This is a genomic window from Enterobacter sp. KBR-315C3_2022 (assembly GCF_041399425.1).
Classification (GTDB): Bacteria; Pseudomonadota; Gammaproteobacteria; order Enterobacterales; family Enterobacteriaceae; genus Enterobacter.
In genome coordinates, this window is sequence record NZ_JBGKEB010000010.1 from 1 (window position 1) to 22,698 (window position 22,698).

Below are 22,698 nucleotides of genomic sequence, written 5' to 3' on the forward strand. Positions count from 1 at the left end.
ACCCCCGGAGAGTGAGGCGGCTGAATATAGGTAACGAGTTGAAAAGGATGGGAAAGGAGTACAGTAATATGGTCATGGAGGTATGACCATATTACTGGGGATCCCTCAGCCCCGTGGGAGAGGGTTGGGGTAAGGGCATCAGCCCACACAGGCTACTGACTGTCCTTCTGGATCTTCTTGATGATGTTGGTGGTTGAACACCCGTCCTCAAAGTTGAGCACCATCACCTCGCCGCCGTTGGCCCACACCTCTTCGCTGCCCGCGATCTGGTCCGGCTTATAGTCGCCGCCCTTCACCAGCAGGTCCGGCAGAATACCGGCAATCAGGCGCTGCGGGGTATCTTCTTCAAACGAGACAACCCAGTCCACCGCCTCAAGCGCGCCGAGTACGATCATGCGCTGCTCCAGCGGGTTCACCGGACGCGTTTCGCCTTTCAGGCGCTTCGTCGACGCATCGCTATTGACCGCCACAATCAGGCGATCGCCCAGCTTGCGCGCGTTCGCCAGATACGAGACGTGGCCCGCGTGCAGGATGTCAAACACGCCGTTGGTCATCACCACTTTCTCACCGCGTTTACGCGCGGCGGCGACGGCGGCTTTCAGCTCGTCTTCGCTCATCACGCCAAACCCGGTCTCAGCGCGACCGCGCACCGCGTTTTCCAGCTCGATAGGCGAAACGGTAGAGGTCCCCAGCTTGCCCACCACAACGCCCGCTGCCGCGTTTGCGAAGTAGCACGCCTCTTCCAGAGAGTTGCCCGCCGCAAGCGTCGCCGCCAGCACGCCAATCACCGTATCACCGGCCCCGGTCACGTCGTACACTTCCTGCGCCTGGGTTGGCATATGCAGCGGCGCTTTGCCCGGCTGCAGCAGCGTCATCCCCTGCTCGGAGCGGGTGACCAGCAGCGCGGAAAGCTCAAAATCAGCGATGATTTTCATGCCGCGCTCAACCAGCTCGTCTTCGGTTTTGCACTTGCCCGCCACCGCCTCAAACTCAGAGAGGTTTGGCGTCAGCAGCGTCGCGCCGCGATAGCGTTCAAAGTCGGTTCCTTTCGGGTCGATCAGCACCGGCACGTTGGCCTTACGCGCCAGCTGAATCATCTGCTGTACGCTCGCCAGGGCGCCTTTCGCATAGTCAGAGAGCACCAGCGCGCCGATATTGCCCAGCGCCTGATTGATGCGCTCGTGCATCGGCTCGGGATCGACGCCCTCAAACCCTTCTTCAAAGTCGAGGCGGATCAGCTGCTGGTTCCGGGACAGCACGCGCAGCTTGGTGATGGTGGGGTGAGTCGGAACGGAAACGAAGTCGCACTTCACGTTCACGTCCGCCAGAGCCTTGCTCAGCGCGCGCGCCGCATCGTCGATGCCGGTTAAGCCCACCAGACGCGAGCTCGCGCCCAGAGAGGCAATGTTCATCGCCACGTTTGCCGCGCCGCCCGGGCGCTCTTCAATGGTATTGACCTTCACCACCGGGACGGGGGCTTCCGGGGAGATGCGGCTGGTCGGCCCATACCAGTAGCGATCCAGCATCACATCGCCGACAACCATAACCCCAGCACGTTCAAACTCTGGCAGTGTTACTTTCATTCCTGACTCCAGAAAGATTCACAATTTGCGCGCGATAATATCACACTTGTCCTGTTTCGCACGGTTCCACCAGCCACTTCTGCCAGCTCGCCGTGACCTGCGCGCGCTCGTCAGCAAAACCGTCGAGCGCCACGTGGCCCGGCTGTTCCTGCAGGGCCAGACGGTGCAACGCGTCGCGAAGCGTGGTGTAGGCGCGGGTTAGCGCCTGCGCCTCCTGCTCGTCCATAATGTCGTTCTGGGCCAGCAGCTCAAGAATGCGCACGTTGTCGGACCAGCGCGTCAGCTTCGGCCTGTCGTGGGCGTGGCGCAGCACCAGATACTGGGTAATGAACTCAATATCCGTGATGCCGCCCTCGTCGGCCTTGATATCAAAGCGATCGCGATGCTTATTGCCGAGGTGCGCGCGCATTTTTTCGCGCATCTCGCGCACGTCGGTTTGCAGCGTGCTGCCGTCGCGCGGGGTCATCATCACCTCCTTGCGAATGGCATCAAACTGCGTTTTTAGCTGCGGATCGCCATACACCACGCGGGCGCGCACCAGCGCCTGATGCTCCCACGTCCAGGCCTCATTCTTCTGATAATCCGCGAACGACTCCGTCGACGTCACCAGCATCCCCGCCGCGCCGGACGGGCGAAGGCGCGCATCCACCTCGTACAAAATGCCCGACGAGGTGCGGGTGCTGAACAGGTGCATAATGCGCTGCGCCAGGCGCAGGTAGAACTGACGCCCGTCGATTTCCCGCTCGCCGTCGGTCATCACGTCCACCGGGCAGTCGTGCAGGAAGATTAGGTCCAGATCGGAGCTGTAGCCCAGCTCCCAGCCGCCGAGCTTGCCGTAGCCCACCACCGCGAAGCCGCGGCCTTCGCGCTCAGCGAGGTGTTTCGGCTGGCCGTAGCGCGCCACCATCTGGATCCATGCCTGATGCACCACCGCATCAATCATCGCTTCCGCCAGCCAGGTTAAGTGATCGCTGACCTTCATCACCGGCAGCGTACCGGCGATATCCGCCGCCGCCACGCGCAGCATCTGCGCCTGCTTAAACTGGCGCAGCGCTTCCAGCTGCTGCTCTTCATCCTCTTCCGGCACGCGCAGCAGATACTGGCGCAGCTCGTCGCGGTAGGCGTCGGTCGCCGTCGGCTGATACAGGGTATTCGGGTCGAGCAGCTCATCCAGCAGCAGCGGATAGCGCGCCAGCTTGTTCGCCACCATCGGCGAGGCCGCGCAGAGCGTAATCAGGTGCTTGAGCGCGCCCGGAAACTCGCTCAAGAGTTCCAGATAGGTGGTGCGGGTGATAATTCCGCTCAGCAGCGGCATCATGCGCGACAGCGGAATCGGCGCGTCCTCCCGCGAGCATACGTCGCTCAGCAGGTGCGGCATCAGGTGATCGAGCACCTGGCGGCCGCGCGGGCCAATGGCGCGCTTGTTCAGCTCAAGCCGAAAATCGGCAATCAGCGCCACTACGCGGTGACGATCGTCATCGCTCAAGTGCGCCAGCACCGGCGTAGTATCATCCTCCTGGAGCGCGTCCTGCCACAGCTCGCGCCAGTGCTCGGAGAGCGTATCCTCCTGTGACTCGCTTTCATCGTCGCCGATCAGGTCGTTAAAGATGCGGCGAACGCCCGCCATGTGGGCATCCAGCCTGTCGGTCAACGCCGCCCAGTCGTCCACGCGCATGCCCCAGGCCAGTCGCGCCCGGTTAAGATCGTCGCCCGGCAGGGTTTGCGTTTGCTCGTCGTTAATGCTTTGCAGCAGGTTTTCCAGACGGCGCAGGAACAGGTAGGCGTCGCGAAGCGTTGCCGCGTCGCCTTCCGGCAGCAGGTGCAGCTGTTCAATGGCCGCCAGCGTCGGCAGCAGCGAGCGCGACTGCAGGGACGGCTCGCGTCCGCCGCGGATCAGCTGGAAAACCTGAACGATAAATTCAATTTCGCGAATGCCGCCCGCGCCGAGCTTAATGTTGTCCTTCAGGCCGCGGCGGCGCACCTCGCGGGCGATCATCCCCTTCATATTGCGTAGGGACTGGATCACGCTGAAGTCGATGTAGCGGCGGAAGACGAACGGGCGCAGCATGGCGCGCAGCTCGTTGGCGTAGGCATCCTCGCTGTCGCCCATGATCCGCGCCTTGACCATCGCGTAACGCTCCCAGTCGCGCCCCTGCTCCTGATAGTAGTCCTCCAGCGCGGCAAAGCTCAGCACCAGCGGGCCGCTGTCGCCAAACGGACGCAGGCGCATATCCACGCGATAGACGAAGCCGTCCTGCGTCGGCTGATCCAGCGCTTTAATCAGGCGCTGGCCGAGGCGGGTAAAGAACTGGGCGTTATCCAGCTCGCGACGGCCGCCGCGCGTAGAGCCCTTCTCCGGCCAGGCAAAAATCAGATCGATATCGGATGAGAAGTTAAGCTCGCAGCCCCCCAGCTTGCCCATCCCCAGAATCAGCAGCGGCTGCGGAACCCCGTCTTCGCTGCACGGCGTGCCCCACTCGCGGCAGCACGCGGCGTACAGCCAGTCTCGCGCGGCAATAATCAGGGTTTGCGCCAGCGCGCTCAGCTGCTGCAGCGTGCTCTCTTCGCTCACCAGCGCCAGCGACTGCGCCCACGCGATGCGCACCATGATCCGGCGGCGAAACTGGCGCAGCGCGCGCATCAGCGCGGCTTCGTCGGACACGTCCGCCAGCGCGGCCTGTAGCCAGCTGTCGTAATGCCTCCACTCGTCGGCCTGCGGCGGCGCGCTTTCCAGCTCGGTCAGCCAGCCTGGGTTTGCCGTTACGCTTTCCTGCACAAAATCGCTGAAAGTGAGCACACACTTAGCTTGCTCACTCAGGGATGACGCAGGTAAAGATTCAGGCAGACGTTCGCAGACGGTCTGCCACTGCTGCTGTAGCTGTGAAGAGAGCGGCATGTTCGGGGTTCCTTGCCAGAGTTAACGTTTTCCGCTGTGCAGCCAGAACGGCTCCTGCGAAATGGCCTCGTTTCGGAAATGCTCAATTTCGATGTGCTGACGGGTTTCGATGGCGTGCTTCAGCCCCTGCCAGTTCTCGATCCAGGCCTGCGTCCTGGCACCGTCATACGCCCCGGACAGCAGCAGCATACTGTCGATATTGCGCGCCAGGCGAGGAAGCTGATCGCCATACTGGTCGCCCAGCGGGTGCGCGAAGGTCGTTTTCAGCTCGGCCGCATGGCGAGACAGATGGATATCCGCGAAGCGTTTGAACGACTCGCTGATTTTGGCCTGCGCTTTGGCGTCAAGGAACGCGCGCCAGCCGCGGGTGACCAGGAACTCGGTCAGCGCTAGCTTTGCCGCTGCCGTTTGCGCACCGTAGAGCGCCGTGTCGGCAGAAACGTCGGAGAGCAGCAGCGCTTCAGTTTGCGTCAGCAGATCGCGTAAGTGAGCGCTCGCTTTACGAGGCACAATACCGCCGAACAGCATCAGGGCATGGCGGACCAGCCCCATTGCGACCAGCACGTGGGTCTTCGCGTTTTTCACATTACGCGCCCATAGCTCCTCGTGATAAAGCCACTGGGAGAGCGCCAGCTCCAGCGCCGCTTCCATACCCTGCTCAACGCTGGCCTTCGGCGCCACGTGCAGAATGGTCGTCTCCCTCAGCGCGCGCGGCGCATTCCCGGCGGCCAGATGATAGCCGCGGGCGGCTTTGCTCAGGCTGCCCTGGCGCAGGCCGGGCTGGCTCACCAGGCGGCGCGCCAGCTTCAGCACGTCGTTCACGTCGCCTTCCAGCAGCTCAAGCTCCAGCTCGCAGATCGGCTCCCGGCCTTCACCCGCTTTGACTTCGCCCTGGTCCAGCGCAATTTCAATGCGGCTTTTACCTTCCGTTACGAGCCATTTTTCGCGCCAGAAATCGGTGCTGAACAGCGGCTGCACCTGTTCCGCAAGCGTTGCAGGCAGCTCACCTTCCGGCCAGACCTCTACCGGGAAGCGTTCCAGCTCAAGTTCTGGCTTGCTGATGTCGATATTGTATTCCGGGCGCTGATGCAAACCGCCGATCACGCGACCGGCAATTTTCATCGTCATCTCATAACGTCCGCTCGCGCCGCGGATGCGCAGCCCCATATCGTGGCGGCGCAGCCAGTTGTCCGGCGTTTCGTAATAGATGTTGAGGAGCTGTTCCGGTTCATGATGTTCGCCGGAAAACGTATTGATAAGCTGACGCAGGGCGTCCACGCTCTCTTTTTCGACGATAAACTTTAATTCGATTTCTTGAGCCATAGTCTTGTACTTTTGCGTGCGTCACAGACGCGTCAATGAAGGCGAACTTCCTCGCCATTTGTTTGTCAGTACATAGTATTTTGCGACAAATTGCCACGCAATGCGCATTTTGACGGACTTAAAAGTTTAAAGCAGTGGAAATCAGGACACAGATGATTCCGATTGATGATGAATCCTTTGCGTAGCGACACTGATGCCACTACTATCGTTCCACTTTTTATGAAAATAACGACTAATATGCTTAAATTACGCCTGATTGGACTGACTTTCCTCGCTTTTAGCGCCGCGACCGCGGTCCACGCTGAAGAGAAGCGTTACGTTTCTGATGAACTGAATACCTGGGTACGCAGCGGCCCTGGAGACAATTATCGCCTCGTGGGCACGGTAAACGCCGGCGAGGAAGTGACTCTGTTACAAATCAACGCGGACACCAACTACGGTCAGGTTCGCGACAGCACCGGCCGCACCTCCTGGATCCCCATGAAAGAGCTGAGCAACGTGCCTAGCCTGCGCACCCGCGTGCCGGATCTGGAAAACCAGGTGAAAACCCTGACCGACAAGCTGAACAACATTGACGGCACGTGGAACCAGCGCACCGCAGAAATGCAGCAGAAGGTGGCGCAGAGCGACGGCGTGATCAACGGCCTGAAGGAAGAAAACCAGAAGCTGAAGAACGAGCTGATCGTCGCGCAGAAGAAAGTGAACGCCGCCAATCTCCAGCTCGATGACAAACAGCGCACCATCATTATGCAGTGGTTCATGTACGGCGGCGGCGTGCTGGGCGTGGGTCTGGTGCTGGGTCTGGTGCTGCCGATGCTGATCCCAAGCCGCAAGCGCAAAGACCGCTGGATGAACTAACTCGTCTTCTCTGCCACACTTACGTATTATCTTGCGAAAAGAAAATACGGGAGCGTAGGGCGTGAAGAGTTATCTGGTCGGTGGTGCGGTTCGTGATGCGTTGTTAGGTCTGCCGGTCAAGGATAAGGACTGGGTTGTGGTCGGCGCCACGCCAGAAGAGATGCTCGACGCGGGCTACCAGCAGGTAGGCCGCGATTTTCCCGTGTTTCTGCACCCGCAAAGCCGCGAAGAGTACGCCCTTGCCCGCACCGAGCGAAAGTCAGGCTCGGGCTATACCGGCTTTACCTGCTATGCCGCGCCGGACGTGACGCTGGAGCAGGATTTGCTGCGCCGCGACCTCACCATTAACGCGCTGGCGCAGGACGAGAACGGCCATATTATTGACGCGCACGGCGGGCAGAACGATCTGCGCGACCGTATTCTGCGCCACGTCTCCCCCGCGTTTTCCGAAGATCCGCTGCGCGTGCTGCGCGTGGCGCGCTTTGCCGCCCGCTACGCCCACCTGAGCTTCCGCATCGCCGACGAAACGATGGCGCTGATGACCGCTATGACCGACGCGGGCGAGCTGGAGCACCTGACGCCGGAGCGCGTGTGGAAAGAGACGGAAAACACGCTCACCACCCGCAACCCGCAGGTCTTCTTCCAGGTGCTGCGCGACTGCGGCGCGCTGAAGGTGCTGTTCCCGGAAGTGGACGCGCTGTTTGGCGTGCCCGCCCCGGCGAAGTGGCATCCCGAAATCGACACCGGCGTTCATACGCTGATGACGCTAAGCATGGCCGCCATGCTCAGCCCCGAGGTGGACGTGCGCTTCTCCACGCTGTGCCACGATCTCGGCAAAGGCTTAACCCCGAAAGAATTCTGGCCGCGCCACCACGGCCACGGCCCGGCGGGCGTGAAGCTGGTAGAAGGGCTTTGCCAGCGCCTGCGGGTGCCGAACGAAATCCGCGACCTGGCGAAGCTGGTGGCAGAGTTCCACGACCTGATCCACACCTTCCCGATCCTGAAACCGGCGACCATCGTGAAGCTATTCGACAACATCGACGCCTGGCGCAAGCCGCAGCGCGTGGAGCAAATTGCGCTGACCAGCGAGGCCGACGTGCGCGGTCGCACCGGGTTTGAAGCCAGCGATTATCCGCAGGGTCGCCTGCTGCGCGAAGCGTGGGAAGTCGCCAAAGCCGTGCCGACGAAGGACGTGGTTGAGGCCGGTTTTAAAGGGCCAGAAATACGGCAAGAGATGACGAAGCGACGGATTGATGCGGTAGCCGCGTGGAAGGAACAGCGCTGCCCTCAGCCGAAGGACTGAGGGCAGTCGGTCATCAGAAGAAGACCACGTACACCGCAGCGGCGACGATGAAGCGGTAGATCGCGAACGGAATGAACGAGATCCGCTTAATCAGCTGCAGGAAGGTTTTGATGGCAATCAGCGCCACGATAAAGGCGGTGATAAAGCCCACCGCGAACATCGGAATATCGCCTGCGGTCAGGAAGTGGTAGCTCTTATAGAGGTCCAGCACGGTCGCGCCCATCATCATCGGCACCGCCAGCAGGAACGAGAACTCCGACGCCGCGTAGCGGCTCACGCCCATCAGCATCCCGCCGGAGATCGTTGCGCCGGAACGAGAGAAGCCCGGCCACAGCGCCAGACACTGGAAGCAGCCGATCATGAAGGCCTGACGATAGGTCATATCGTCCAGCCCTTCCGCGCGCGGCGTTTTCGGCTTTAGCAGCTCTGCTGCAATCAGCAGGAAACCGCCGACCACCAGCGCGTACATGACGTTAATCGGGTTGAAAAGCGATTTAATGACGTCGTGGAACACCAGCCCCAGCACCACCGCCGGGATCATCCCGAGCAGGATGTGGATCAGCGTCAGGCGGCCCGTGCCTTCCCCTTCGCGCTGCGGCAAACGGCCAAAGTGGATGCCAATCAAACCAAACAGACGGCGCCAGAACATCACGACAACCGCCAGGATAGAACCAAGCTGAATCACCACTTCAAACGTCTTTGCGGTATCACCCTCAAAGCCCAGCATATGGCCAACGATAATCATATGGCCCGTACTGGAAACCGGTAAAAACTCCGTCAATCCTTCGACCACACCCAGTATTGCCGCCACCAGCAGCGAGTGCATATCGCTCATCTATAAACCCCTAAAAAGATATAAAAAACGGTTTACCTGATGGGAAACCGCGAAAAATACATGAGTCAGACCGGTATAACCGAAAATGGTTTAACAATTATGACGTTAAATCTTACCTTTCAGATTTGTGCCACGCTCAATAATAACCCCGACGTTGGCGGCGCGCGCCACCGCCCCCGGCTTGCTCAGCTTGATGCGCACCCACGGCGAGTTAAAGCGCGTTAACAGCAGCTCGGCCACCTCTTCCGCCACGCGTTCAACCAGGGCAAAGCGCTGCCCTTCCACGTGGCCAACGACCGCTTTGCTGATGTCGGCATAGCTCAGACAGTCCTTCACATCATCGCTTTTCGCTGACGCGCGGTTGTCCCAGCCCATTTCGATATCGAACACCAGCTTCTGCTCGATGGTCTGTTCCCAGTCGTAAACGCCAATGGTGGTGATTACCGAAAGTTGCTCTATAAATACAATATCCATCACGACCCGCCTGCTTTTTGTTGGAACCGGATACCACTTCCGGCGAATTATGCGTATTATCCACAGATGCCGAGAATACCGATACCTTTTCAAAATGGAACAGCGTTATGAGTGCAATCGCGCTTGGAATGATACTCCTCGCCTACCTTTGCGGCTCAATCTCCAGCGCCATTCTGGTCTGCCGTATTGCCGGGTTGCCTGACCCGCGCGAAAGCGGTTCCGGGAATCCGGGAGCGACCAACGTATTACGAATTGGCGGCAAGGGAGCAGCCGTAGCGGTTTTGATTTTTGATGTGCTGAAAGGAATGCTTCCCGTCTGGGGCGCGTATGCGCTGGGCGTCACGCCGTTCTGGCTCGGGCTTATCGCTATCGCCGCCTGCGTCGGCCACATCTGGCCCGTCTTCTTCGGTTTTAAAGGTGGCAAAGGCGTCGCAACCGCTTTTGGCGCAATCGCCCCTATCGGCTGGGATTTGACGGGCGTGATGGCGGGCACCTGGCTGCTCACCATCCTTCTTAGCGGCTACTCCTCGCTGGGCGCCATCGTCAGCGCGCTGATCGCGCCGTTTTACGTCTGGTGGTTTAAGCCTCAGTTCACCTTCCCGGTGTCGATGCTCTCCTGCCTGATCCTGCTGCGCCACCACGATAATATTCAGCGCCTGTGGCGGCGTCAGGAAACTAAAATCTGGACGAAGCTAAAGAGAAAGAAAAAAGAGCCGAAAAACGGCTCCTCCTGATTACGCTTCCGGCAGTTCCGCCAGCGGCCAGCGCGGACAAACGGAGACGCTCAGGTCTGCCGTTGCTCCCGCGTTCATACGCACCATGCCCGCATAGGCAATCATCGCGCCGTTATCGGTACAGAATTCCGGGCGCGCGTAGAACACTTCCCCGCGACGTTTTTGCATCATCTCCGCAAGCTTCGCGCGCAGCGTGCGGTTAGCGCTCACGCCGCCCGCCATCACCAGGCGCTTAAAGCCGGTTTGATCCAGCGCGCGCTTGCACTTGATCATCAGCGTGTCCACCACCGCATCTTCGAACGCACGGGCGATGTCCGCTCGGGTCTGCTCGCTATCGTCATTATTACGAATGGTGTTAGCGGCGAAGGTTTTCAGGCCTGAGAAGCTGAAATCCAGCCCCGGGCGGTCGGTCATCGGGCGCGGGAAGACGAAGCGCCCTGCCGTTCCCTGGGACGCCATTTTTGACAGCATCGGGCCGCCGGGATAATCCAGCCCCAGCAGCTTGGCGGTTTTGTCGAAAGCTTCACCCGCCGCATCGTCAATCGATTCGCCCAGCAGTTCGTACTTGCCAATGCCCGTCACGCTAATCAGCTGGGTATGGCCGCCGGAAACCAGCAGCGCCACAAACGGGAACGCGGGCGGGTTGTCTTCCAGCATCGGTGCCAGAAGGTGGCCTTCCATATGATGCACCGGAATGGCGGGAACGTCCCACGCGAACGCCAGCGAGCGGCCCACCGTCGCGCCGACCAGCAGCGCGCCGACCAAGCCCGGCCCTGCGGTATAGGCCACCGCATCAATATCGTTTGACGTCAGTCCAGCTTCTTTTAACGCCGCCTGGATCAGGGGAACCGTTTTACGCACGTGGTCACGAGAGGCCAGCTCGGGCACAACGCCGCCGTAGTCAGCGTGCAATTTCACCTGACTATACAGTTGGTTGGCCAGAAGCCCTTTTTCGTCGTCAAAAATAGCGATGCCGGTTTCATCGCAGGATGTTTCAATACCCAGTACACGCATGACTTGTTTTACCTCGCTTCAATACCGCGCAGTGTAGGGCCAATGCGGGTTGATGTAAAACTTTGTTCGCCCCAGGACATCCGCTCGTGTATACTCCTCCTCCTTATAAAAGTCTCATTTCAAAATCGCATCGGTGCTTTACAAAGCAGCAGCATTTGCAGTAAAATTCCGCACCATTTTGAAATAAGCTGGCGCTGATGCCAGCGGCAAACCGAATTTATTAAAGGTGAGAGTTACATGCCGGTAATTAAAGTACGTGAAAACGAGCCGTTCGACGTAGCACTGCGTCGCTTCAAACGTTCATGCGAGAAAGCAGGTGTTCTGGCTGAAGTTCGTCGTCGTGAGTTTTATGAAAAACCAACGACCGAACGTAAGCGCGCTAAAGCTTCTGCAGTGAAACGTCACGCGAAGAAACTGGCTCGCGAAAACGCACGCCGTACTCGTCTGTACTAATCTGTTGAGAGCACGCGCTCTCAATTGACAGACAGAGTAGTAGTCGTAAGGCCGTGCTTCCGGAAGGAATGCGCGGCTTGTTTTCGTTTATAAGTCGCTTAAATTTTTGGGGCATATGGCCGGAAGAATCCCACGCGTATTTATCAATGACCTGCTGGCCAGAACCGACATCGTCGATCTCATCGACGCGCGGGTAAAGCTAAAAAAGCAGGGCAAGAACTACCATGCGTGCTGTCCGTTCCATAACGAAAAAACCCCCTCTTTCACCGTAAACGGTGAAAAACAGTTTTACCACTGCTTCGGCTGTGGCGCCCACGGTAACGCGGTCGATTTCCTGATGAACTACGACAAGCTCGAGTTCGTTGAGACCGTCGAAGAGCTGGCGGCGATGCACAATCTTGAAGTGCCGTATGAAGCAGGCAGTGGGCCAAGCCAGATCGAGCGCCATCAACGGCAAACGCTGTACCAGCTGATGGACGGTCTTAATTCGTTTTACCAACAGTCTCTTAAGCACGCTGCTGCTGAGCCTGCGCGTCAGTACCTGACAAAGCGCGGACTGAGCGACGATGTGATTACGCGTTTCGCTATTGGTTACGCCCCGCCCGGCTGGGACAACGTGTTAAAGCGTTTTGGCGGCAATAGCGAAGATCGTAAATCGCTGATCGATGCGGGCATGCTGGTCACCAACGACCAGGGACGAAGCTACGACCGCTTCCGCGAACGGGTGATGTTCCCCATCCGCGACAAGCGTGGCCGGGTGATTGGATTTGGTGGTCGCGTGCTGGGTGACGGCATGCCGAAGTACCTCAACTCCCCGGAAACCGATATTTTCCATAAAGGCCGCCAGCTTTACGGGCTTTATGAAGCCCAGAAGGATAATGCGGAACCTCCGCGCCTTTTGGTCGTCGAAGGCTATATGGACGTCGTCGCGCTGGCGCAGTACGACATCAACTACGCAGTTGCGTCGTTAGGCACGTCCACTACCGCCGATCATATCCAGCTGCTGTTTAGGGTGACGAACAACGTCATCTGCTGTTACGACGGTGACCGCGCGGGGCGCGACGCCGCGTGGCGCGCGCTGGAAACAGCGCTGCCGTATATGACCGACGGGCGTCAGCTGCGCTTTATGTTCCTGCCCGACGGTGAAGACCCGGATACGCTGGTACGTAAAGAGGGCAAAGCGGCGTTTGAAGCGCGGATGGAGCAGGCACAGCCGCTCTCCACGTTTTTGTTTAACAGCCTGATGCCGAAGGTGGATTTGAGCACCCCTGACGGGCGCGCTCAGCTCAGTACGCTGGCGCTGCCGTTAATCAGCCAGGTACCCGGTGAGACGCTGCGCATCTATCTGCGTCAGGAATTAGGCAACAAGCTCGGCATTCTCGACGACAGCCAGCTTGAACGTTTAATGCCTAAACAGGCTGAAAACGGTGCGGTTCGCCCCGCGCCGCAGCTAAAACGCACAACCATGCGTATACTGATAGGATTATTGGTACAAAACCCGGAACTTGCGCCGCAGGTGCCCTCGCTGGCGGGTTTGAACCACGAAAAGCTGCCCGGCCTTGGCCTGTTTTCAGAACTGGTCAACACCTGTTTATCGCAGCCGGGCCTGACCACGGGTCAGCTTTTAGAGCACTATCGCGGCACAAAAGAGGCCGCTACCCTTGAAAAACTGTCGATGTGGGACGATATAGCAGATAAGGATATCGCAGAAAAAACCTTCACCGACTCACTCAACCATATGTTTGATTCGATGCTTGAGCTGCGCCAGGAAGAGTTGATAGCTCGTGAGCGCACACACGGTTTAAGCAGCGAAGAGCGCCGGGAGCTCTGGATGATTAACCAGGAACTGGCAAGAAAATAAGTGAAAGACAACAGTATTTAACGGCTTAAGTGCCGAATATCGATCGGGAAGCCCCCGGCAGCCGCACTGAGAGGCAGCGGCAAAAATATAAGTACGCCCTCGCTTTAAAGGTTGGCAGCCCCATCGTCAACACCAATCAAACGAATTAAGTGTGGATACCGTCTTATGGAGCAAAACCCGCAGTCACAGCTGAAACTTCTTGTCCAACGCGGTAAGGAGCAAGGCTATCTGACCTATGCCGAGGTCAATGACCATCTGCCGGAAGATATCGTCGATTCAGATCAGATCGAAGACATCATCCAAATGATCAACGACATGGGCATTCAGGTGATGGAAGAAGCACCTGATGCCGATGATCTGTTGCTGGCTGAAAACTCCAACAACACTGATGAAGATGCAGAAGAAGCCGCTGCACAGGTTCTGTCCAGCGTTGAATCCGAGATCGGGCGTACCACTGACCCGGTCCGCATGTACATGCGCGAAATGGGTACCGTTGAGCTGTTGACCCGCGAAGGCGAAATCGACATCGCAAAACGCATCGAAGACGGGATCAACCAGGTTCAGTGCTCCGTTGCCGAATACCCTGAAGCCATCACCTACCTGCTTGAGCAGTACGATCGCGTTGAGGCTGAAGAAGCTCGCCTGTCCGATCTGATCACCGGTTTCGTCGATCCGAACGCTGAAGAAGACCTGGCGCCAACCGCCACTCACGTCGGTTCAGAGCTGTCTCAGGAAGAGATGGATGACGACGAAGACGAAGATGAAGAAGAAGACGACGACAGCAGCGATGACGACAACAGCATCGATCCTGAGCTGGCGCGCGAGAAGTTTGCTGAGCTGCGTACCCAGTACGAGCTGGCCCGCGACACCATCAAGGCGAAAGGCCGCAGCCACGCTGCCGCTCAGGAACAGATCCTGAAGCTGTCTGAAGTCTTCAAGCAGTTCCGCCTGGTGCCAAAACAGTTCGACTACCTGGTGAACAGCATGCGCGTGATGATGGATCGCGTGCGTACCCAGGAACGCATCATCATGAAGCTGTGCGTTGAGCAGTGCAAAATGCCGAAGAAGAACTTCATCACTCTCTTCACCGGCAATGAGACCAGCGAAACCTGGTTCAACGCCGCTATCGCGATGAACAAGCCGTGGTCCGAAAAATTGCACGACGTGAAAGAAGACGTGCAGCGCGGCCTGATGAAGCTGCAGCAGATTGAAGAAGAGACCGGCCTGACCATCGAGCAGGTAAAAGACATCAACCGTCGCATGTCCATCGGTGAAGCGAAAGCCCGCCGCGCGAAGAAAGAGATGGTTGAAGCGAACCTGCGTCTGGTTATTTCTATCGCCAAGAAATACACCAACCGCGGCCTGCAGTTCCTGGATCTGATTCAGGAAGGCAACATCGGCCTGATGAAAGCGGTAGATAAGTTTGAATACCGTCGCGGCTACAAGTTCTCCACCTATGCAACCTGGTGGATCCGTCAGGCGATCACCCGTTCTATCGCGGATCAGGCGCGCACCATCCGTATTCCGGTGCATATGATTGAGACCATCAACAAGCTCAACCGTATCTCCCGCCAGATGCTACAGGAGATGGGCCGCGAGCCGACGCCGGAAGAGCTGGCCGAGCGCATGCTGATGCCGGAAGACAAGATCCGCAAAGTGCTTAAGATCGCCAAAGAGCCAATCTCCATGGAAACGCCAATCGGTGATGATGAAGATTCGCATCTGGGTGATTTCATCGAGGATACCACCCTCGAGCTGCCGCTGGACTCTGCCACCACCGAAAGCCTGCGCGCCGCGACGCACGACGTGCTGGCTGGCCTGACCGCCCGTGAAGCAAAAGTGCTGCGCATGCGTTTCGGTATCGATATGAACACCGACCACACGCTGGAAGAAGTGGGTAAACAGTTTGACGTGACCCGCGAACGTATCCGTCAGATCGAAGCGAAGGCGTTGCGCAAGCTGCGTCATCCGAGCCGCTCTGAAGTGTTGCGTAGCTTCCTGGACGACTAATCCGTCCGGCATTGTGAAAAAGCTCCCTTCGGGGAGCTTTTTTGTTTTTTCCCTCGCCCCTATGGGGAGAGGGCCAGGGTGAGGGGCAGTGAACGCAGAGGCCGCTAAAGCCCACGCACCACCAGCGCTTCATCAAGCTCGCGATATGCCTCTACCAGCTTGTCCAGCGTCGCCCTGTTCAATCCGCTCGGATTTGGCAGCACCCACACCTGCGTGACGCCAATCGTGATGCTCTGCTTACCCCACATCGCGCCGCGCTGGCTAAACGCCTGTTCGTAGGCCTGTTTCCCCAGAATCGCCAGCGCTGCCGGCTGATAGTCTTCAATCTTCTTCATCAGCTCGCGCCCGCCGCTGCGCAGCTCGTGCAGATTCACCTCGCTCGCCTGCACCGTAGGGCGTTCGACCAGCATGGTGATCCCGCAGCGCGTGTCCAGCAGATGCTGCTCCTCTTCCGGCTTCAGCAGCCTGTCGGTAAATCCCGCCTGGTGAATCACTTTCCAGAAGCGGTTTCCCGGATGAGCAAAATGAAAACCCGTATGCGCCGAGGACTTACCCGGATTGATACCGCAAAACACCACCCGCAGCCCAGGGGCCAGAATATCGTTGATCATGCCTACTCCGCTCTATACATCGTTATAGAAGTATAAAGGATTGATTATGCGTTGTTTATAAAAACAGCAGGCAGGTGCGAATGGCTGGATTGCAACGGGGAGTTACTCTATAATTCACCGCCACGGCCCCTTAGCTCAGTGGTTAGAGCAGGCGACTCATAATCGCTTGGTCGCTGGTTCAAGTCCAGCAGGGGCCACCAAATTTTAGCTTTAAAATCATATCTTTAAGCCACCTTTCAGAAGGTGGTTTTTTCATTATCAAACCCCAGTGTCGCAAAAGTGTCGCACGAGTTAAAAATGCCGGGTTGATTATCAGAGCCTGAAAGACCCAGCAAGCTGTTCATACGTTCACAGATTTCCATCCAATGTCCAAATGCGCCCTGCCACGCAGAGGACTCATCGAAAAAAATATTTGCCTGAATTGGCAACCACTCAACGCCCTTTGTGCCGAACTTCAGATAACGCACATCCCACCCTTCGCCGCGTGGCCATAAAACGTATTTCATGTCCGGCGTTCCGTTGGAAGGTATCCAGTCAGAATCCTTAAGCTTTTCACCTCTGGCCATAAAAATAAAAACCGCGCCGTTGATAGAAACTTTTCGCATTGGCTTTACCTCCCCCTCAAAAACACTGTTTATGCATACAGCATTATAGTGCGTAACTTTTTCAGTTTTCCAGCACCGCTCTGTTTTGCCTTGTACCGCCCCAGCTCTGGCATGAGCTGCATCCCCGCGGACCGAAGCGGAAGGCCAAAACGATCCTTTCGACACGCATAAAATTTAAAATAATACTATTCTTCAATTACTTATGATTTTACTCAGATCCTTTCCAGATCCATGAAAATGAAAAACACTGAAATTCTTTTCAATCTTTTCAGTTCTGGTTTTCCGCAAAGCCGCCAGCGCTGGCGCGGTCTGTCGGTCTGGTTTGCACAAAAATAAAACTGAAAAATTTTTATGATCCAAAAACCGCAGGCGGGTGCGGTGTAGTGCGATTTTTGTCTGCGAAAGATTTTTTTTTGCTGTGCTGTGACGCGCCAGCGCCCTGCTGTTAGCACGATCTGTTTTAAAGGTGGCGTTTACTGTCTGAAAGGCTGGAACGCGCCAGAGCGCCGCTGGTTGCGTGTGGCAACATCCCATTAAGGGGGTAAGAAGATAGATATCCCCTACGGGGGACAGGAGACATAAAAAAACCCGCTTTCGCGGGTTATGTTCTGTTCTGGGTTATTAGCCGATCAGTGGGGAGTATTTGCCGTTCAGCGTGTCCGCTTTCACTCCGGCGTTCCGGATTGCTCCCGCGTTGGTAGGCGTGCCCGTATTGCTGTGCGTGTGGTTTGCCGTTTGCTCTGCCAGCTCTTTCATTACATCGAGCGTGTCGAGCATCAGCTGTGCCACGTTGACAGTGTCAGAGCCAATCCATACCACCGGGGCGATAATCTGCTGTTCGACGGCCGCCACGCTTTTGCGTATCTGGCCAATTTTCTCGATCAGGTCTTTACCCGTTGTAACTGTCTGGCTCCCGGCTATGTCCGTTTCATCATTGCCGCCAATACTCGCCACGCGGTTATTCACAGCCTGGCTGTAATCCCCCGTGCATACCTGCTGAATGGCTCCGGCCATCAGTGTGGACGTACCCAGCACGGTAATTTTATCCGTGGCGTTAACTGTGATTTCGCGGCTGACCAGCTCCCGCTGTTCTGTATCGGCCTTAACCACCCGCGCCATTGAGGTTTCACTGATCGTCTGGTCTGTCTGCCTCACCCAGTCCCCCGCCTGGGTGACGCGCTGCGACACTTCCGCGCGCTGTTGTTGCAGCTGCTCGCCAGGCTGGATATCCGGGAGACTGGTTCCGTCCGGCACGGTCTGCCGCACAAAAGGCTTATCCGGCCGTCCGCCAGTAAAAGCGATTTCAACCAGCGTTCCCTCTGGCGGAAACTGGAACATCCCCGAATCATTACCCGCCATAGGAACCGGCAGCGGAACGGCCGAATAAACAGGCGTGTCTTTTTCCGGGTTGCCGTCCGCGTCCAGCAGCTGCACGTCAACCGCATAGCGGGGACGGAACGGATCGGAGAAACTGCCGCTTTTCACTGCCTCAACGGGATTCAACACACGACCAAACTTTGGCAAATGCATCCCGGATGCAAGCTCCGGATAATGGCTTTCAATCTGGCGCTGAACGGGCGTTTTTTGCAGTGGTTCACCCGTCGCACGGTTGCGGGGTGTCCAGGTAACGGCCATCGTGTCATTTTGCAGGTGAACTTTTGTCACCCTTTCCCCGTTCAGCTCCACGCCGGGGCGCAGACTCTGCACCAGGGGAAGCGTTATTGAGTTTCCCCCGGCCGTTCCCTGATTAAATTCATGCGGGATCTCAATCGGACGGCCAGCAAACAGGGCTTTCTCCGCGCCGCCAACATATACCGCGCCGTCCGGCAGCTGATACCAGACGTAATCCGTAATGCCGAAAGCTTTTCCGAGATTATCCAGCAGCTGATAACCCGTTCCGCTGTGGGTGAAATGTGGGATCGGACGGTCTGAATATTCTGCATCCGGCACGCTGAAGGTTAATCCACTGTTTTCTGTCAGCCAGCTGGCCACATCACGCAGCGTGGGATGCTGGAAGGAACATGGCCACAGGCGTTCGAATACGCCTACCAGTTCCCGGACAAACAAACGCTGAAAGCCGTTTTCAGCAGGTTGCGAGCGTTCCACGTATCCGGTAAACCAGCGCAACACCAGATCGGTGTAACCCACATCGAGACGGACCAGTTTCCCCGTATAGTCCTGCGTTGTTCCGGCTGTAATAAACCCCCGGCCGCAGCTGTTCAGCTCCAGCACCAGGCTGGCATCAGCCAGGTGAATTTCATCCGTTGAAAGATATAAGCGTTTGATAGGTTTCATGATTACGCCAGTGCGTCATTTACGGGCTTGAGTACGTTGCTTTCAAACCACGTCAGTTTTTCTTCATCCTCGCCAGCTGCCTGGCCACCGTTCTGGACTCCGCCACTTCCCGCCGTTTGTTTCACGGCTTTGGCTTTGCCGCTTGCTCTGGCCTCGCGTTTTTCCTGCACGCTGATATGTTCGGCCAGGGTAAACGTAACCAGCCAGGACATACGCCCGTCCTGCGGCGGCGCGTCCAGTGTTCCGGTAAAAATCGCCTCACGAAAATTCACCGCCCGCGCCGCCTCGTGTGCAACGCGGTATTTCTGGCGCTGGCCGGTGGCATCCGTCGCGCTGGCCAGCTCAAAGATACGGCGCAGGATCTCCGGGTTTTTATATGGAATTTCGCCTGAAACGCGCAGCTCCTTGCCTTTTATGCCCTGCTCGGATTTCGTGGTTGCACTCGTCTGGCCGGACTGGTCTTTGTCCTGGAACTGCTGCGATACGGTCACGCGCATGTTCTTCAGCAGAATGGCTTCACCGTTAAGCGCCAGTGTCGGGTTCGATGTCATGTATCATTCCTTTTATGCCATCAAGATTGTCGCCAACCAGCATCATGGCGGCGGTGTACACGGAGGACTGAAGCGGAATCCCTTTTACCAGCTCCAGAAGCGTGGATGGCAGATCGCCGCTGGCGGTAAACACCCATGCCCTGGCACTTTTACCCTGCAATTCCGTTAAGCCGTTGGCAATGCCAGAGATCAGGCTTTCGCGCTGTTGCTTAAAATCCCCCATCAGTTTTTTTAAGGCCGTCAAATCCGCAATGTCTGCGGCCTCCTGCTGGGCTTTCTTCACCGCTGCGGCCGCCAGGGCAGTGCGGCTCGTAGGGACGGAAAGCGGGATCGCCGCTGGCAGACTCTGACTGTATTTCGCCGGAATTTGCATTTTCTCCGCCGCCAGCTGCGCGGCGGACTGCGCCAGCCTCCGCACCTGGGTAAATGCCGGACAGGGGAATACATCAACAAGTTTATTCAGACTGGCCATAAAGCTGTCATGCGTCTGGCCAGAAACCATCATGATCACGATATCCGCCGCGCCGCCCGTTCCGGCCAGTTTGTCAGCCAGGTAATTGATTGCGTTTACCGGGCTGAGATACGCGCCGTTTTCTGTCTGTTGCCCTACTCCGTATAACCATGGATGTACCGGAATAACGGAACAATTTAATGATGCCACTGAATCAGTAAATGCCAGTTTTGCTTCGCGCCACATATAAAATAACCTCAGGAAAATCCTTCAAAAAGGTAATGGGGGGTTATATCCATCCCCTTCATATGCATCAACAATACTTTTCTTTTCCTGCAAATCCGGGCGCGCCTCGCCTTTTATAATCGACTGAATCATTTCATCCTTGATTTTTAAATTCATGTTATGTTTCCACGCTCCCACATCAATATAAGGTTTAAACTCATTACCATCATAAATAAAAGCCCCAACCTGAAGTCCTTCCGGCAATGAATCCAAAAAATAAACTTTATAGGGGTAAGGAAATGAAAACATGCCCTCTTCATCTATACCGCTGACAATGTTGCTTTCAGGGATAGTTAGCAGAACATATTTCTGTTTTCGCTGTTCACGAATATCGTAGTAATCCTCTCCATCCTCGTTTAAAGCCACCCAGAACTCAACACCTTCAACGCTTGTTTCAGTGTGATGCCTCAGGAATGTCCCTGCATATTCTCCTTTGTACATATCAAATATCCTTATGCTGAACCCGTATCAACCCAGCCTTTTGACTGAATATAAACCTGCGCTACACGATAGTAATATTGGCTAAACTTGCTGTTACCATCATCAGTGTGATTTCTTGTTCCGGTAAAATATCCATTCCCCAGTTCAAATCCGTTCCATATTCCATTTTCACCCGGCGTCATAAACTGCTGCGGTCCCCTGCGAATATTCTGTACATATCGCGCATCACTTTCGGCTTTGGTATACGAACCTATAGCGCTGGCCGGGATAGTGATATTCGCCGTGCCGTTGAACGATACGCCATTAATGGTTCGCGCCGTTTGTAGCCGGGTTGCCGTCGCCGCGTTGCCCGTGGTGTTCTGGTTTCCCTGGGTATTCACTCCCGGCAGGTTTATATTCCCCGTGCCGTCAAATGCAACGCCGCCAATTGTGCGCGCAGTCTGAAGCTTAGTTGCTGATACTGCATTTCCATTACTCGGCAGCGCGCCGATATCCGCGGCGGTTGGCTTATTTGCCGCATCATATTGCTTTATCCAGGCCGTCCACGTTCCACTGTAGAGCGTGCGAATATACGAGCGGGAATTGTTATAAACCCGGTATATCTGCGTAATCCCGGCGTGTTTATACACTTCCAGCGCCCCCGCATTGGCTTCGGGATAGTTCTTCCCGGTAGCCGCCTGTGCGTTTGCGGGCTGATAATACAGCCCCGGTGTGGTAAGGGTATTCAGGTCAACGGCATTTCCGATCCCCACAGCCTGGCCGTTAAAAATATCCTGCGCGGTAACACTCACATCATCCGTCAGCGCGTGCCCGTTAACCTTGCGTGTGGACGGCACACGCCCGTTGGCATTCTCGTTAGCGGCCTTCACCGCTTTCGGCGTTGCGGCCAGCGTTTCAGATACGCTGTCCGTTGCGCTACTTAACTGGACAATCCCCTTTTGTCCCGTGGTAGCGTCCTGCGCCGTGTATTTGCCTTTAGCCAGATCGTATGCAGACTTCACCGCCTTAGGCGTTGCCGCAAGAACGTCTGAATCGCTGTCCGTTGCACTGCTTAACTGCACAATTCCTTTTTGCGTTGTGCTGGCATCCTGCGCCGTGTATTTCTTTGCGGCAAAATCATAAACAGCCTTCACCGCTTTAGGCGTTGCAGCCAGTACATCCGAATCACTGTCCGTTGCGTTGCTTAATCGGGTAAAACCTTTCTCCGTGGTGGAGGCATCAGGATGATTCCGGGATTGCTCATGCTGTTTCAAAGCGTCCGTGGCCGCCTGATCGTTTAGCGAGCCTTTAGGGCGCAGATCGGTAATTATGCCGTTTGCATCAATACTGGCCACGGCGAACACATAGTGCTGCACGCCATTTTGCACATAATCTTCAAGATTCTCCGCCAGGGTAATTTTACTGCTGACGCCCCACGCGCTGGCCAGGGTTCCCGTCCAGGCCACATCCAGCCAGACTTTTGAAGCCCCGGCTTTCAGCGTTATGTTTTGGTTAGCGGCAAGGTGTGAACGCAGCCCGCAAACGTATCCGGTTCCGGCAGTCACAAAGTATTGTGACGCGTTTTTATCGACCAGATAGCCATCCCCCAGAAAAGCCGCAGCTCCATAGAGATCGATATTTTCCTGGCGCTGCCGCTCGTCAATTCCGGCCATACGGGCAGTGAAATCAATTTGCCAGGTTTCTGCCGGAGTATCGATCCCGGTTTCAGTCTGCGCGCCGTTATACTCCATCAAAAACGAACGGGTGAGCACATTTCCCTGCTGGCCATCTTTCGTTTTCAGCTTTTGCTGCATGGGAGCATGAACAATCATGGCCAGGGTGTTACTTGCCTTATTGATCAGACCAATCCAGTTAAACGAAAAATCGCCCACATCAGCGCCAAGCACCACTGAATGCACCACGGCATTTTCATTTACTACGCCCTTACGGGTGACGGCCTGGCGGTGAACGATTTGGCCAGCAGGTGGCAGCTGTTCATCGCGCTCGATCGGCGCGGAGGCATCCAGCCCCGGTACGTTGGCAAAAATAAATTCATCCAGCAGAACGGGTTCACCTGTAACCGCCTGGCTGGCCTTCCACTGCTCAAAGGCAAGTGTGATCGCAGTCTGTGACATA

19 protein-coding genes and 1 tRNA gene are annotated in these 22,698 nt (G+C 56.7%); 7 read left to right on the forward strand and 13 right to left on the reverse strand.

Annotated elements, in window-relative coordinates:
• Positions 1-152: 152 nt before the first annotated feature.
• Genes hldE through AB8804_RS12220 form a run of 3 tightly spaced genes read right to left on the reverse strand, consistent with a single transcriptional unit; the run spans position 153 to position 5,802 of the window.
• Positions 153-1,583, reverse strand: a complete 1,431-nt coding sequence (gene hldE / locus AB8804_RS12210; protein WP_371186450.1) for a bifunctional D-glycero-beta-D-manno-heptose-7-phosphate kinase/D-glycero-beta-D-manno-heptose 1-phosphate adenylyltransferase HldE — start codon at positions 1,581-1,583, stop codon at positions 153-155.
• Between the two features lie 40 nt (positions 1,584-1,623).
• The gene (gene glnE / locus AB8804_RS12215) at positions 1,624-4,479 is read right to left on the reverse strand and encodes a bifunctional [glutamate--ammonia ligase]-adenylyl-L-tyrosine phosphorylase/[glutamate--ammonia-ligase] adenylyltransferase (RefSeq protein ID WP_371186452.1); all 2,856 of its coding nucleotides are present in this window, start codon (positions 4,477-4,479) and stop codon (positions 1,624-1,626) included.
• A gap of 21 nt (positions 4,480-4,500) precedes the next feature.
• Positions 4,501-5,802: an inorganic triphosphatase gene (locus tag AB8804_RS12220; protein WP_371186454.1), complete on the reverse strand. Its 1,302-nt coding sequence runs from the start codon at positions 5,800-5,802 to the stop codon at positions 4,501-4,503.
• A gap of 237 nt (positions 5,803-6,039) precedes the next feature.
• Here AB8804_RS12220 and AB8804_RS12225 point away from each other — a divergent pair, with 237 nt between their 5' ends.
• Positions 6,040-6,660, forward strand: coding sequence for a TIGR04211 family SH3 domain-containing protein (locus AB8804_RS12225; protein ID WP_371186456.1), 621 nt, complete (start codon positions 6,040-6,042; stop codon positions 6,658-6,660).
• Positions 6,661-6,721: 61 nt separating this feature from the next.
• Positions 6,722-7,963 (forward strand): multifunctional CCA addition/repair protein, encoded by a 1,242-nt coding sequence (locus AB8804_RS12230; protein WP_371186458.1) that lies wholly within the window; start codon positions 6,722-6,724, stop codon positions 7,961-7,963.
• Between the two features lie 13 nt (positions 7,964-7,976).
• Here the strand turns inward: AB8804_RS12230 and bacA are convergent, their stop codons facing one another.
• Together bacA and folB are read right to left on the reverse strand one after the other, a co-directional pair.
• Complete coding sequence (gene bacA, locus AB8804_RS12235; protein WP_371186460.1) at positions 7,977-8,798, reverse strand: undecaprenyl-diphosphate phosphatase; 822 nt, start codon at positions 8,796-8,798, stop codon at positions 7,977-7,979.
• Between the two features lie 105 nt (positions 8,799-8,903).
• Positions 8,904-9,272: a bifunctional dihydroneopterin aldolase/7,8-dihydroneopterin epimerase gene (gene folB / locus AB8804_RS12240; RefSeq protein WP_371186462.1), complete on the reverse strand. Its 369-nt coding sequence runs from the start codon at positions 9,270-9,272 to the stop codon at positions 8,904-8,906.
• A gap of 107 nt (positions 9,273-9,379) precedes the next feature.
• Here folB and plsY point away from each other — a divergent pair, with 107 nt between their 5' ends.
• Entirely contained in the window at positions 9,380-10,006 is a 627-nt protein-coding gene (plsY, locus tag AB8804_RS12245; RefSeq protein WP_371186465.1) for a glycerol-3-phosphate 1-O-acyltransferase PlsY, read from the forward strand.
• Here plsY and tsaD read toward each other — a convergent pair whose 3' ends face one another.
• Positions 10,007-11,020: a tRNA (adenosine(37)-N6)-threonylcarbamoyltransferase complex transferase subunit TsaD gene (gene tsaD / locus AB8804_RS12250; RefSeq protein ID WP_371186467.1), complete on the reverse strand. Its 1,014-nt coding sequence runs from the start codon at positions 11,018-11,020 to the stop codon at positions 10,007-10,009.
• A gap of 237 nt (positions 11,021-11,257) precedes the next feature.
• On the opposite strand from tsaD, the gene rpsU reads away from it, so the two are divergent.
• From rpsU to rpoD, 3 genes are all read left to right on the forward strand, one after another.
• Positions 11,258-11,473, forward strand: coding sequence for a 30S ribosomal protein S21 (gene rpsU, locus AB8804_RS12255; RefSeq protein ID WP_001144069.1), 216 nt, complete (start codon positions 11,258-11,260; stop codon positions 11,471-11,473).
• A 115-nt stretch (positions 11,474-11,588) separates the two neighbouring features.
• On the forward strand, positions 11,589-13,334 hold the full coding sequence (dnaG, locus tag AB8804_RS12260; RefSeq protein ID WP_371186470.1) for a DNA primase: 1,746 nt from the start codon (positions 11,589-11,591) through the stop codon (positions 13,332-13,334).
• Between the two features lie 165 nt (positions 13,335-13,499).
• Positions 13,500-15,344 (forward strand): RNA polymerase sigma factor RpoD, encoded by a 1,845-nt coding sequence (gene rpoD, locus AB8804_RS12265; RefSeq protein WP_371186472.1) that lies wholly within the window; start codon positions 13,500-13,502, stop codon positions 15,342-15,344.
• A gap of 104 nt (positions 15,345-15,448) precedes the next feature.
• Here rpoD and mug read toward each other — a convergent pair whose 3' ends face one another.
• A complete protein-coding gene (gene mug, locus AB8804_RS12270; protein WP_371186474.1) occupies positions 15,449-15,955 on the reverse strand; it encodes a G/U mismatch-specific DNA glycosylase in 507 nt (168 codons plus the stop codon).
• Between the two features lie 124 nt (positions 15,956-16,079).
• Between mug and AB8804_RS12275 the strand changes: the two genes are divergently transcribed.
• Positions 16,080-16,155, forward strand: a tRNA-Ile gene (locus tag AB8804_RS12275).
• Between the two features lie 36 nt (positions 16,156-16,191).
• Here AB8804_RS12275 and AB8804_RS12280 read toward each other — a convergent pair.
• The 6 genes from AB8804_RS12280 to AB8804_RS12305 all read right to left on the reverse strand — a co-directional run bounded on the left by AB8804_RS12280 (position 16,192) and on the right by AB8804_RS12305 (position 22,697).
• The gene (locus tag AB8804_RS12280) at positions 16,192-16,560 is read right to left on the reverse strand and encodes a hypothetical protein (protein ID WP_371186477.1); all 369 of its coding nucleotides are present in this window, start codon (positions 16,558-16,560) and stop codon (positions 16,192-16,194) included.
• 621 nt (positions 16,561-17,181) lie between these two features.
• Positions 17,182-18,855: a hypothetical protein gene (locus AB8804_RS12285; protein WP_371186479.1), complete on the reverse strand. Its 1,674-nt coding sequence runs from the start codon at positions 18,853-18,855 to the stop codon at positions 17,182-17,184.
• Between the two features lie 2 nt (positions 18,856-18,857).
• The gene (locus AB8804_RS12290; RefSeq protein ID WP_371186481.1) at positions 18,858-19,406 is read right to left on the reverse strand and encodes a hypothetical protein; all 549 of its coding nucleotides are present in this window, start codon (positions 19,404-19,406) and stop codon (positions 18,858-18,860) included.
• Positions 19,378-20,103 carry a hypothetical protein gene (locus tag AB8804_RS12295; protein ID WP_371186483.1) on the reverse strand — a complete coding sequence of 242 codons (726 nt, stop codon included), beginning with the start codon at positions 20,101-20,103 and terminating at the stop codon, positions 19,378-19,380. The genes AB8804_RS12290 and AB8804_RS12295 overlap by 29 nt, the downstream gene beginning before the upstream one ends.
• Positions 20,104-20,127: 24 nt before the next feature.
• Positions 20,128-20,583 carry a hypothetical protein gene (locus AB8804_RS12300; RefSeq protein ID WP_297118864.1) on the reverse strand — a complete coding sequence of 152 codons (456 nt, stop codon included), beginning with the start codon at positions 20,581-20,583 and terminating at the stop codon, positions 20,128-20,130.
• An 11-nt stretch (positions 20,584-20,594) separates the two neighbouring features.
• Positions 20,595-22,697, reverse strand: a complete 2,103-nt coding sequence (locus AB8804_RS12305) for a tail fiber protein (protein ID WP_371186485.1) — start codon at positions 22,695-22,697, stop codon at positions 20,595-20,597.
• Position 22,698 lies beyond the last annotated feature (1 nt).

What these genes read in the sequence shown, in the direction of transcription:
- hldE (WP_371186450.1), bottom strand. Translation starts at nt 1,583, where the DNA reads ATGAAAGTAACACTGCCAGAGTTTGAACGTGCTGGGGTTATGGTTGTC.
- glnE (WP_371186452.1), bottom strand. Translation starts at nt 4,479, where the DNA reads ATGCCGCTCTCTTCACAGCTACAGCAGCAGTGGCAGACCGTCTGCGAA.
- AB8804_RS12220 (WP_371186454.1), bottom strand. Translation starts at nt 5,802, where the DNA reads ATGGCTCAAGAAATCGAATTAAAGTTTATCGTCGAAAAAGAGAGCGTG.
- AB8804_RS12225 (WP_371186456.1), top strand. Translation starts at nt 6,040, where the DNA reads ATGCTTAAATTACGCCTGATTGGACTGACTTTCCTCGCTTTTAGCGCC.
- bacA (WP_371186460.1), bottom strand. Translation starts at nt 8,798, where the DNA reads ATGAGCGATATGCACTCGCTGCTGGTGGCGGCAATACTGGGTGTGGTC.
- folB (WP_371186462.1), bottom strand. Translation starts at nt 9,272, where the DNA reads ATGGATATTGTATTTATAGAGCAACTTTCGGTAATCACCACCATTGGC.
- plsY (WP_371186465.1), top strand. Translation starts at nt 9,380, where the DNA reads ATGAGTGCAATCGCGCTTGGAATGATACTCCTCGCCTACCTTTGCGGC.
- tsaD (WP_371186467.1), bottom strand. Translation starts at nt 11,020, where the DNA reads ATGCGTGTACTGGGTATTGAAACATCCTGCGATGAAACCGGCATCGCT.
- rpsU (WP_001144069.1), top strand. Translation starts at nt 11,258, where the DNA reads ATGCCGGTAATTAAAGTACGTGAAAACGAGCCGTTCGACGTAGCACTG.
- dnaG (WP_371186470.1), top strand. Translation starts at nt 11,589, where the DNA reads ATGGCCGGAAGAATCCCACGCGTATTTATCAATGACCTGCTGGCCAGA.
- rpoD (WP_371186472.1), top strand. Translation starts at nt 13,500, where the DNA reads ATGGAGCAAAACCCGCAGTCACAGCTGAAACTTCTTGTCCAACGCGGT.
- mug (WP_371186474.1), bottom strand. Translation starts at nt 15,955, where the DNA reads ATGATCAACGATATTCTGGCCCCTGGGCTGCGGGTGGTGTTTTGCGGT.
- AB8804_RS12280 (WP_371186477.1), bottom strand. Translation starts at nt 16,560, where the DNA reads ATGCGAAAAGTTTCTATCAACGGCGCGGTTTTTATTTTTATGGCCAGA.
- AB8804_RS12285 (WP_371186479.1), bottom strand. Translation starts at nt 18,855, where the DNA reads ATGAAACCTATCAAACGCTTATATCTTTCAACGGATGAAATTCACCTG.
- AB8804_RS12290 (WP_371186481.1), bottom strand. Translation starts at nt 19,406, where the DNA reads ATGACATCGAACCCGACACTGGCGCTTAACGGTGAAGCCATTCTGCTG.
- AB8804_RS12295 (WP_371186483.1), bottom strand. Translation starts at nt 20,103, where the DNA reads ATGTGGCGCGAAGCAAAACTGGCATTTACTGATTCAGTGGCATCATTA.
- AB8804_RS12300 (WP_297118864.1), bottom strand. Translation starts at nt 20,583, where the DNA reads ATGTACAAAGGAGAATATGCAGGGACATTCCTGAGGCATCACACTGAA.
- AB8804_RS12305 (WP_371186485.1), bottom strand. Translation starts at nt 22,697, where the DNA reads ATGTCACAGACTGCGATCACACTTGCCTTTGAGCAGTGGAAGGCCAGC.